The organism is Mangrovihabitans endophyticus, from assembly GCF_014646155.1.
GTDB classification, from domain to species: domain Bacteria; phylum Actinomycetota; class Actinomycetes; order Mycobacteriales; family Micromonosporaceae; genus Actinoplanes; species Actinoplanes endophyticus.
Window position 1 is genome coordinate 1 of the sequence record NZ_BMMX01000081.1, and the last position, 10,165, is coordinate 10,165.

Here is a 10,165-nt window from a genome sequence, read left to right on the forward strand (position 1 = left end):
GCGCCCTTTCGGTGGTAATGGAGCGCATTGCTGTCCATGTTGGACAGAAATCAGGGGTCGCTGCTGATGATCTTGTTGTGTGGTATTCGGCCGGCTCCGCTGGTGATGGAGAAGGCCAAGGACGCCGGCGGCAGTATCGTGGTGCGAGCGTCTACACCGTTGGGGCGGCGGTGGCGTTGCGGGTGCCGATAATGCCATCCGTGCTGGTCAGGCGGCTTGTTCGTATTCGTGGAGGAGTCCGCCGAGTCGATCGTGTCGGCGGACATGTAGATGTGTGAGGGCTGCTGGCTTGGTGGTCGGGTCGGGTAGTGCTCGCAGGGGTCGGGCGTTGGCGATGCCTCGGTGTGGCCGGTGCTGATTGTGGTGGTGTTCGTACTCGCGTAGGGCGTGCAGCAGATGGGCCTGATTCCAGATCAGGGTCCGGTCGAGGAGTTCGTGGCGGCAGGCTTGGATCCACCGTTCCATGATCGAGTTCATGCGAGGCATGCGGACGCCGGTGAGCACGGCCTCGATACCGGCGTCCGTGAGGATCGTATCGAACAGGGCCGGGTACTTGCCGTCGCGATCACGGATCAGATACTTGACCTGGCAGCCGGTGTCTTCGAGGTCCATGACCAGGTTCCGGGCGGCCTGTACGACCCAGGCGGCGCTGGGATGGGGCGTGGCGCCGAGAATTCGGGCGCGGCGGGTGGCGTGTTCGACCACCGCGAGGACGTACAGTCGCGCGCCGGTCAGTGTCACGGTTTCGAAGAAGTCCGCGGCGATCAGGGCCTGGGCTTGGGAGCGCAGGAACGTCGCCCAGGTGCTGCTCGTGCGTTCCGGTGCCGGGTCGATGCCGGCGTCGTGGAGGATTTCCCAGACGGTGGAGGCGGCGACCTTGACTCCGAGGACGAGGAGTTCGCCGTGGATGCGCCGGTAGCCCCAGCCACTGTTCTCGCGGGCCAGACGTAGTACCAGGGTGCGGATCGACCGAACCGTTCGCGGTCGACAGGCCCGGCGAGGCCGGGGGCGGCGAGCGTGCCGGCGGGCGATCAGGTCACGGTGCCAGCGCAGTACCGTATCCGGGCGCACGAGCAGCCGCAGCTGCTGTAGTACGGCTCGGGGTAGCGGGTGCAGCAGAGCGGCCAGCCAGGCCCGGTCGGCCGGGTTGAACCGGACTCGTTCGCCGCCGCCGAGTTGCCGTTCGAGGACCATGATCTGGTGCCGGAGGGCGAGGATCTCGGCGTCCTTGTCGCGGTCGCTCATCGGCAGCAGCCGTAGCAGCGCGAGGGCGTTGGTCACACCGAGGTAGGCCAGTCGCAGCAACACAACCGATCATCCTCGCGGAGCAGGACGCATCGAGTGTCACCGAGGTCGCCGAAAGCAGTCCGGTTCCCCTCCTGCCCACGTCGGCGGCGGGATGGGCTGTGACCAGGGTGGATGAGGTTTTCGGCACCCGCACGTTGCTCTCCATTGCCACCCGTCTTGATGGCGCTTCGATGTGTAAGTATAGTTATTGTAACTATACTTATGTGAGGTGACGGTGGAGAAGCCGGCCGAGATCTTTGACCGCGACGCCGAGTGGGATGAGTTGGTTCGATTTGCCCGTATGCCTCGGACTGGGGCGGCCCTCGGTGTTGTTTCCGGCCGCCGGCGTCAGGGGAAGACGTTCCTGCTCGACGCCCTGGTGCGCTCGGGCGGCGGGTTCATGTTCACTGCCACGGAGTCGTCGGAGGCTGACGCGTTGCGTCAGTATGGTCAGGCGCTCGGCGATCATCTGGGTGAGCCGACGCCGTTGCGGTTCGTGGACTGGGACGAGGCGATCAGCCGGACGATGACGTTGGCCCCGCAGGGCCCGTTGCCGGTGGTGATCGATGAGTTCCCCTTCCTGGCCCGGGTCAGCCCGGCACTGCCGTCGATCATCCAGCGTGCGCTCGATCCGGCGGGTCAGCGCTCGAATACGCAGGTCCGGCTTCTGCTGTGCGGCTCCGCGCTGTCTTTCATGGGTGGCCTGTTGTCCGGCACCGCGCCGTTGCGCGGCCGGGCCGGCCTGGAGTTGGTGGTCCGGACGCTGGACTACCGTGCCGCGGCCCGGTTCTGGGACATCGGGGATCCGCGTACGGCGATGCTGGTCAACGCGATCGTCGGCGGTACCCCGGCGTACCGTCACGAGTTCACGCAGGACGACACACCGGCCGGGCCGGAGGACTTCGACGATTGGGTCGTGCGTGCCGTGCTGAATCCCGCCCGACCGCTCTTCCGGGAGGCTCGTTACCTGCTCGCGGAGGAACCCGACATCCGCGACCCCGCCCTGTATCACTCGGTGTTGGCCGCGATCGCGGACGGCCGCACCCGCCGTGGCGAGATCGCCAACTTCCTGGGACGTCAGCCGTCAGACCTGGCCCATCCGCTGGGCGTGCTGGAGGACGTCGGCTTGGTCATCCGCGAGGACGACGCTTTCAAGAACAACAAGGGCGTCTACCGGACCGCGGAGCCGCTGCTCACCTTCTACCACGCCGTGATGCGCCCGGCGTGGGGCGACCTCGAACGTGCGGGCCGTTCCCGGCAGGTTTGGCCCCGCTTGCAGCGCACCTTCCTGAGCAAGGTCGTCGGACCGCATTTCGAGACGATCTGCCGGAATTGGGCTCGCTGGGAAGCCGATTCGGACATCCTCGGCAGCTACCCCACCCGGGTCGCGGCCGGCGTGGTCAACGACCCGGCCGCACGTACCCAGCATGAGGTGGACGTGGCCGTGTTCGGCCGTGACGACCAGGGCCGCGAGGAACTCCTCGCCATCGGCGAGGCCAAGTGGAACGAGACCGTGGGGCTGAGTCACCTGAACCGGCTGGCGCACATTCGTACGCTGCTGCGCGGAAAGGACGGCATCCGTGCCGAACGGTGCCGGCTGCTGCTGTTCAGCGGCGCAGACTTCGCCGAAGACCTTTACTCCAGGGCTGCCGCAGAGCCAGGTCTCCGGCTGGTCAACCTTGATCGACTATACGCCGCGACCTAAGCCGGGCCCTGTTCTCGAACAGGCTGAGATGTTCTGGGTGGGCGGAACGGCGGTCCGGGCACGCGGGAAGCCGGCCGGGTGCGCCTCCCGATGCGATACGGTCTTGTCAATGCCGAGATCGCCGACGAGCAGCAGCACCTCGCCGCGGTCCGTGCGATGCGTGCGGCGGAACACTTACACCGCTACGGCGACGGCCTCTGACCGTCCCTGAAGCGGTAGGTCACGCACGGTCCGTGAGCTTGGTTGCGCGGCGGCAACGACGGCAGCCACGTGGTTGATCTCGCATCTTGATGCGCGTTCCGCAGACGGCCGAATCCGTCATCCAGCCGGCGAGCGGCGACAATGCGGCGGTCCGCAGGCTGGCCCGAGACGGCTCGGACCGTCCAATACTTGCCCGACCGGGGTGGCTGCCTCACTCTGGCCCGGACCTATAGTCGAGGTGCTGGAGCAAAAGAGTGCCTGAGAACCACCGATTCGGGATGAAGGACCTCGACCGGAATTGTTGGAAGGCACTCCAGCCGAACAGTAAATGGCGAGGGCCGTAGATGCAGTTAAAGGAGTAGCTCCGATGGCGGATAGCACGCCGCTCGTTGTCCCGAATGGACTCGTTGGGGCATCAACGGACCGAAGGTGAATCCTTCTGGAGAACTCGGGTTGAGGGAACCCAGGGTAGCAAAGCTGCTGGTAGGAGCAATACGATGGGTTCAGTTGGAGGTGGCTGGTAGCGACACCTTTACTCGGCCTGACATAGTTTTCGATGACCTGGGAAAACGTCATTGAGCACGTCGACGTCCACATCGGCCCAATGCAACCCCAGGACCTCGCCGTTACGCATCCCGGTGCGGATCATCAGCTCGAACAGCTCGGCCAGGGGATCCTCGACGGTGCGGCAGTGCTGCAGGAACCTGCTGGCCTGGGTGGTGCTCCAGCAGGTGAGCTCGGGCCGCGGCGGGCGGGGGATCTTGGCGAAGCGGGCGGCGTTGTGGGGGAGCCGGTGGTTGCGGCGGCCGTCGTTGAGCGCGTTCGACAAAGTCGTCACGTAGCGGCGCAACGTCACCGGACCACGGCCAGCGGCGAGCTCGCGCGCGATGAACTGGGCGACGTGCTCATGGGTGAGCCGTTCCAACGCGACGGCGCCGAACGCGGGGATCAGGTCGTTGTGGAGGTAGGCGGTGTAGCGGTTGACGGTGTTTGGCTTGAGGGTCGGCGCCTTGGTCGCGAGCCAGCGGGTGAGGTAGGCGGCCACCGTCTCGCTGTCGTCGAGGCTGACGCCGACGCGCTCGCATTCCAGTACGTGGGCGCGGGCTTCCGAAGCCGCGGCCTTCGTAGAAAAGCCGGTGCGACGCATGGTCCGGCGTTTGTCCAGGCTGGGCAGGTCGACGGCGAAACCCCAGCCGCCGTGGCGGGCCTTGACAAGCTGGGGGCAGTGGGGGTCAAACAGCTTGCCGGTGCTGTCGCGGCAGGCGCAGCAGCGGTAGACCCGGCCCCGGTTCGGATTCTGTCGCATGACGTCCTCCTCGGTAGAGGTGAGTTTCTGTCACCTCTACCGGTGCCCCGTTCGGCTGCGACAACATCGCGACAATCCCGTATGTCATCCCTGCGTGTGACGCTGATGCTTGTCGCATCATCAAGGGTGGAGTGCCGCGCTCTTGCTGACCGGCACAGAATCGTCGGACGGATAGTCGGTGCGATGGACTCGCTCGTTCTTCAGCGTCGCGAAGAACGACTCCGCCATCGCATTGTCGTAGCAGATACCAGTACGACCGACAGATTGCCGGATCCCGAGCGTCTTGAGTGTGCCGCCGAAATCGGCGGACGTGTAATTGCTGCCGCGGTCGGAATGGAAGATCGCATCATCGGTCAAGCGCTGGTTCGTGGTGGCCATCCGGACCGCTTTCTCGATCAGCGGTGTCCGGTAATTGTCGTCCATGGGTCGACAACCTCGCGGGTGTGGCAGTCGATGACGGTCGCCAGGAAAAGCCAGCCCTGCCACGTCGGCACGTAGGTGATGTCAGCTGCGCCAGCAGGCGGGCGAGCACCGCGGCCGTCGCATCATCCACCGCCGTGACCGCCTCGATCGTGAAGGCCAAGGTCTCACCTCCCGCGAGCACATCGACCACGATGAACGGCCGTGAGGGAAATGTACGAGAGAGTTCGGTCGCCCGTACAGCCGAACGGAGGGGAGTGCAGATGAACGCCGACCCTTGTCTCGCCGGCGGGACAACGTCCCTGCCGGCCTGCGACTGCAGTCTCACCTGCCGGCTGCGAGCCAGGTTTCCCCTTTTCATGCACCGTTATCGTGGCTCAGCGACCACGTCCCCCTATCGAACGGACGACGGTCGCACCACCGTTGGACGCCGGCTCGCCGCATACGCGGTGCTGTCCCACGACTCGGCCGTCCCGGCCGTGGCGGCCGACTACTGGACGCACAGTTCGCCGGTCTATCAGCGGGTGCTGCGCGCATGGGCGGAGGCGATCGGACGGGACCCGTCGCTGTCGCCGGCGTACCGGCGGCTCGCCGAGTTCCCCGATGACGTCGCAGCGGAGGAGTCACTCGCGAGCGAGACGGACAGGGTCCTCGATCGTCTTCCGGTCGAGCGCCGAACACTGTGGATGGTGCTCGACCGGGCCGACGACGAGGTGTTCATCCGCTATCACCGTGGTGGCGCCTTTCAGGCCGGCGCTGAGGCGTTCGAACTCAAGGGTCTGCTCGAGCGATCACGATGGGGCCTGCGCGAACCGGCCCCGGCACCCGACGTCCATGTCGTGGTCACGCTGCGGGACACCGGCCAGGGCGATCGGGTACGCAACCTGCTGGCCTGCGTGTCCGCACTGCGCGACCAGTCCCTGGCCCCGGGTCGCTACACCGTGACGGTGGTCGAATCGGACCGTCCCTGGTGGCGGCATATCGTCTCCCCGCGTGTCGACCAGTACATCCATCTGTCGGCCAAGGGGTTCTTCAACAAGTCGTGGGCGATGAACGCCGGTGTGCGCCACGGCCCGGTGGCGCCCGTGCTGTGTCTCCTGGACGCCGACATCCTCGCCGATCGCCGGTTTCTCGAACGGAACCTGGAGCGTTTCGCCGACCCCTCGCACGACGCGCACCTGCCGCACACCGAGATGCTTTCCCTCGACCCCTCGGCGAGCAACCGGGCGATCGAACGGCGATGTGTGGGTGGCGGCCCGTCCACCGGCCTGGACGAGATGCGCGGGCTGCTGTTGCGGGACGTGCCGGGTGCCTGTCTGTGGGTCCGCTCGCCGATCTTCCAACGGATCGGTGGTTTCGACGAGCGATTCGAGGGCTGGGGCGGTGAGGACGATGACATCCTGGTCCGGCTCACCTCGATGAGCTCGGTCGCTCAGTACGACGACGTCCTGGTGCATCTCGCTCACCGCCGCCCGGCGATGTCGCTCCCGGACGGCCGCCCGTTCAACGCCGGCATACCGATCGGCACATGGACCGGTACCGGCGGCTTCGGCGCGCTGACCGGGCCGGCCACCGAGCCCGAGAGGCGGTGAGGGGCTTGTCCGCTCGCCGCGACGTCACGCAGCGACGCGACGCCGGCCCCGCGCGCCGGGCTCGGCTGGCGAACCAGGTCGTCTTTCTCACCGTGGGCCTGCTGGTGGGTAGCTGGTTCTCCCGGATGCCGCGGTTCAAGGACGCGCTGAGCCTCACCTACGCCGAGCTGGGCTGGGTCCTGTTGGCCCAGGCGGTCGGCCTGCTGCTGGCCATGCAGGTGGCAGGCCTCGTCACCGCACGGTACGGCAGCAAGCCGGTGACACGGTTGTTCGCGCTCCTGGCGGCTTGGTCGTACGTGCTGCTGTCGACAGCGCCGAACCTGCACTCCGCGATCGCGGTGATGTTCGTGTCGGGCTTCGTCGCCGGGATCCTCGACGTCGCGATGAACGCACAGGGGCTGGAGATCGAGCGGGTGGTGGGCCGCCCGGTGCTGCACAGCATGCATGCCGCATGGGGGATCGGCGCGTTGGCCGGCGGTGCGCTGGGTGCGGCGGCGACCCGTGGCGCGTGGCCCCTGGACCAGCACTTCGGCGCGGTGGCGATCGGGGTCAGCCTCCTGTTGATCGCGTCCGGTCCGTGGTTGCTCGCACCGAACGCAGTCCCGTCCAGCCCCGACGCGTCCGAGCATCGGCGGCCGACGTGGCGCATGGGCTGGTCATGGGCAGTGGTGGCGCTCGGCGGGGTGGGCGCGGCGGCAGCGCTCACCGAGGCCGTCTCGTCCAGCTGGTCGACCATTTTCCTGCACGAGGCGCGTGGTGCCGCGGCCGACGTGGCGGCGGCCGGATTCACCGTGTTCATGGTGGCGCAAACCGGTACGCGCCTGGTCGGCGATCGGCTGCAGCACGCGTACGGGCCGGTGATTCTGCTACGGTGCAGCGCCGCCGTGGCCGCCGGGGGACTGCTGCTGATTCTTGCGGTGACGAACGTGTGGTCGGCGATGGCCGGATTCGCGCTGATGGGCAGTGGGGTCGCTCTGGCGAATCCCATCGTCTTCAGCACGATCGGCAGCGGCGCGGCCGGACTGACCGGGGCGCCGACCGGCGTGCTGCTCGCCCGGGTGGCGATGATGATCTACGGCGGTGCGTTGCTCGGACCCGCGCTGATCGGCTGGTTGGCGGACGCGGTGGGCCTCAGCGCAGCGCTGAGCGGGCTCGTGCTGCCGCTGGCGGTCGTCGTGCTCGGTGCGAGACATACCGCGCGGCGACGGGTCGGCGGCGTCAAGGCGCCATGACGGCGGCTGCGACGGCGTTCCGGTACCGATCGGCGTAACGATCCTGGCCGTAGACCAGCCAGTCGCCCAGGCACCAGGCCGATGAGTCGATGAGCCGGGAGATCTTGTGCCCGGCCTGCTCCCAGGTGTCAAACGCCAAATCGCTGGGAAAATGCAGCCCTACCCGGGTGGTCATGATCTGCGATGGGACTCGCCGAGTCAGATCCTGCGAACTCGGCCTGGCGGCTGACCGTTGCGTGCTCCCAACCGGTGAGTGTGGCACTCCTTACCCCGTTACCTAATGAGTCTTGAGCGGCCCGCCGTGGACCACGGGATGGCTGCCCGTTACCTGGCCTCTGAGGGTCTCCAAAAAGATCGGCAGCGTGGGCTCGGCGAGCCGTTCACGTGGTGGTCCGGCTCACCGAGGACACGCCTGCACACCTCTGGACCGTGCCAGGTCTCGTGCAAGACCGGCGGATCTCGGCAGTGCCGGGCCACCCCGTGACCTTGGGCAAGATGTTGATCGTGGTTGCAGCCCGTCCGCACGGCGAACACCTCGCATACCGGGAGCCGATGAGCTCTGACTGCGAAGACCGGGACCGTGCGGGTCGCTGGGATCGCGAACGGCTCATCGGAGGGTAGGCCACAGAGCCTCGTCATTAGGGCGCCGCGCGTTTCCGCCAGGGTTGCACACATGTACTGGCAGATGGGGAGGAGCTGGAGTTGACGGTGTACTGCGGCATCGACTGGGCGGAGCAGCATCACGACATCGCTTTGGTCGACGAGCACGGTCGCCTGGTCGCCAAGGGCCGTATCGGCGATGACCTGGACGGATTCACCAAGCTGGTGGAGATGCTGGCCGCCGCAGGGGACAGCGTCGACGAGCCGATCCCGGTGGCGATTGAGACGCCGCGTGGGCTGCTGGTCGCGGCGCTACGCACGAGCCGACGACGGGTGTATTCGATCAACCCGATGGCGGTGGCTCGCTATCGGGAGCGCTATTCGGTTTCACGGAAGAAGTCAGACCACGCCGATGCTGTGGTGCTGGCCAACATCCTGCGTACCGATGCCCACGCGCACCGGCCGCTGCCGCACGACAGCGAACTGGTCCAGGCCATCGCCGTGCTGGCCCGCGCCCATCAGGACGCCACTTGGCGGCGAACTCGGGCATCGAACGAGCTGCGGTCGCTGCTGCGCGAGTACTTCCCCACCTTCCTGGCCGCGTTCAGCGGCAGGAAGGGCAACCTGACCAGCGTGGACGCTCGGGCGGTGCTGGCCATCGCACCCACGCCTGCGGCCGCTGCGAAGCTGTCCACCACAAGGATCGCTGCCGCGCTGCGTCGCGGCGGACGCCAACGCGGCGTGGAAGCGCTGGCCGCGGAGCTACAGGAGGCGCTACGCCGTCCGCAGCTGCGCCAACCGCCTGTCGTGGAGGAGGCGATGGGCAGCCAGGCACTGGCGCTGCTGGCGACGCTGAACGTCGAGTGTGTCAGTGTCGAGAAGCTCGCCGAGGCCGCAAGCGAGGCATTCCGCCAGCACCCGGACCACGTGATTGTGACCAGCTTTCCCGGCCTGGCGGATGTGACTGGCGCCCGCGTCCTGGCCGAGATCGGCGACGACCGCGCCCGGTTCGCCGACGCCCGTGCCCTGAAGGCCTACGCCGGTGCGGCTCCGGTCACTCGCGCGTCCGGGCGCAGCATCTCCATCACCCACCGCAAGGTCAAGAACGACCGGCTCGCCGCGGCCGGCTACCTGTGGGCCTTCGTCGCCGCCACCCACGCCGAACCCGCCAAGCAGCACTATCAACGCCGCCGCGACCATGGCGACCGGCACCCCGCCGCGCTACGCAACCTGTTCAACCGGCTTCTCGGCTGTCTGCATCATTGCCTCGCCACCGGCCAGCTCTATGACGCTGGCAAGGCGTTCAATCAGTTGGTGCCTGCACCGGCCTGAACGGCCGCCGTGCCTTCCCCGGATTGGAGATGCTGTTCGATGCCGTCGGTCATCCGGGCGAACTCGGAGGCGAGGTCCACGCCGTAGCGGCCAGCCAGCACGAGCACCGACCACAGGCAGTCGGCCAGTTCATGGCCGAGGCCGGCTTCGGCATCCGGGATGACCCGGCGTCCGTCGACCGCCATGACCAGTTTCGCGAGGTCACCGACATCGCCGACGAAGCCCAGCATCAGATCACCAGTACTCCACGGCTCACGGCCAGCAGCAACGTGGTGCCGATCGTAAAGCGTGGCAATCTCCAACGCGCGAGCCTGCAGCTCACTCAAATCCATGATCAAAGACTAACCGTCCAAGAACCGGCATCCATCCGTCGTCGCTGCGAACTTGACTACTTCAGATATCGGAGGTCTTTTTGATCGTCCCCAGCCGGGGACTGCTCGGTCGCTCGGTCCGGTATGACTTACTGCCCCTGTCGTACGCATGATCCGGG

9 protein-coding genes are annotated in these 10,165 nt (G+C 67.0%); 4 read left to right on the forward strand and 5 right to left on the reverse strand.

Going from position 1 to position 10,165, the window contains the following annotated elements; genetic code table 11:
• Positions 1-207 precede the first annotated feature (207 nt).
• Entirely contained in the window at positions 208-1,308 is a 1,101-nt protein-coding gene (locus IEY73_RS32020; RefSeq protein ID WP_189083101.1) for an integrase core domain-containing protein, read from the reverse strand.
• Between the two features lie 280 nt (positions 1,309-1,588).
• On the opposite strand from IEY73_RS32020, the gene IEY73_RS32025 reads away from it, so the two are divergent.
• Complete coding sequence (locus IEY73_RS32025; RefSeq protein ID WP_229716365.1) at positions 1,589-2,992, forward strand: AAA family ATPase; 1,404 nt, start codon at positions 1,589-1,591, stop codon at positions 2,990-2,992.
• 733 nt (positions 2,993-3,725) lie between these two features.
• Here IEY73_RS32025 and IEY73_RS32030 read toward each other — a convergent pair.
• Both IEY73_RS32030 and IEY73_RS32035 read right to left on the reverse strand, forming a co-directional pair.
• Entirely contained in the window at positions 3,726-4,499 is a 774-nt protein-coding gene (locus IEY73_RS32030) for a site-specific integrase (RefSeq protein ID WP_189083102.1), read from the reverse strand.
• Positions 4,500-4,619: 120 nt separating this feature from the next.
• The gene (locus tag IEY73_RS32035) at positions 4,620-4,922 is read right to left on the reverse strand and encodes a DDE-type integrase/transposase/recombinase (protein WP_189083103.1); all 303 of its coding nucleotides are present in this window, start codon (positions 4,920-4,922) and stop codon (positions 4,620-4,622) included.
• A gap of 356 nt (positions 4,923-5,278) precedes the next feature.
• Here IEY73_RS32035 and IEY73_RS32040 point away from each other — a divergent pair, with 356 nt between their 5' ends.
• Both IEY73_RS32040 and IEY73_RS32045 read left to right on the forward strand, forming a co-directional pair.
• Positions 5,279-6,511 (forward strand): glycosyltransferase family 2 protein, encoded by a 1,233-nt coding sequence (locus tag IEY73_RS32040; RefSeq protein ID WP_189083104.1) that lies wholly within the window; start codon positions 5,279-5,281, stop codon positions 6,509-6,511.
• A 5-nt stretch (positions 6,512-6,516) separates the two neighbouring features.
• Positions 6,517-7,743, forward strand: a complete 1,227-nt coding sequence (locus tag IEY73_RS32045; protein WP_189083105.1) for an MFS transporter — start codon at positions 6,517-6,519, stop codon at positions 7,741-7,743.
• On the opposite strand, the gene IEY73_RS32050 is transcribed toward IEY73_RS32045, so the two are convergent.
• Entirely contained in the window at positions 7,730-7,918 is a 189-nt protein-coding gene (locus IEY73_RS32050; RefSeq protein ID WP_189083106.1) for a hypothetical protein, read from the reverse strand. The two genes, IEY73_RS32045 and IEY73_RS32050, sit on opposite strands and share 14 nt — an antisense overlap.
• A gap of 527 nt (positions 7,919-8,445) precedes the next feature.
• Here IEY73_RS32050 and IEY73_RS32055 point away from each other — a divergent pair.
• A complete protein-coding gene (locus tag IEY73_RS32055; protein ID WP_189083107.1) occupies positions 8,446-9,675 on the forward strand; it encodes an IS110 family RNA-guided transposase in 1,230 nt (409 codons plus the stop codon).
• Here the strand turns inward: IEY73_RS32055 and IEY73_RS32060 are convergent.
• Positions 9,651-10,007, reverse strand: a complete 357-nt coding sequence (locus tag IEY73_RS32060; RefSeq protein ID WP_189083108.1) for a nucleoside triphosphate pyrophosphohydrolase family protein — start codon at positions 10,005-10,007, stop codon at positions 9,651-9,653. The genes IEY73_RS32055 and IEY73_RS32060 overlap by 25 nt on opposite strands.
• Positions 10,008-10,165: the final 158 nt, after the last annotated feature.

What these genes read in the sequence shown, in the direction of transcription:
- IEY73_RS32060 (WP_189083108.1), bottom strand. Translation starts at nt 10,007, where the DNA reads ATGGATTTGAGTGAGCTGCAGGCTCGCGCGTTGGAGATTGCCACGCTT.
- IEY73_RS32025 (WP_229716365.1), top strand. Translation starts at nt 1,589, where the DNA reads ATGCCTCGGACTGGGGCGGCCCTCGGTGTTGTTTCCGGCCGCCGGCGT.
- IEY73_RS32050 (WP_189083106.1), bottom strand. Translation starts at nt 7,918, where the DNA reads ATGACCACCCGGGTAGGGCTGCATTTTCCCAGCGATTTGGCGTTTGAC.
- IEY73_RS32035 (WP_189083103.1), bottom strand. Translation starts at nt 4,922, where the DNA reads ATGGACGACAATTACCGGACACCGCTGATCGAGAAAGCGGTCCGGATG.
- IEY73_RS32030 (WP_189083102.1), bottom strand. Translation starts at nt 4,499, where the DNA reads ATGCGACAGAATCCGAACCGGGGCCGGGTCTACCGCTGCTGCGCCTGC.
- IEY73_RS32040 (WP_189083104.1), top strand. Translation starts at nt 5,279, where the DNA reads ATGCACCGTTATCGTGGCTCAGCGACCACGTCCCCCTATCGAACGGAC.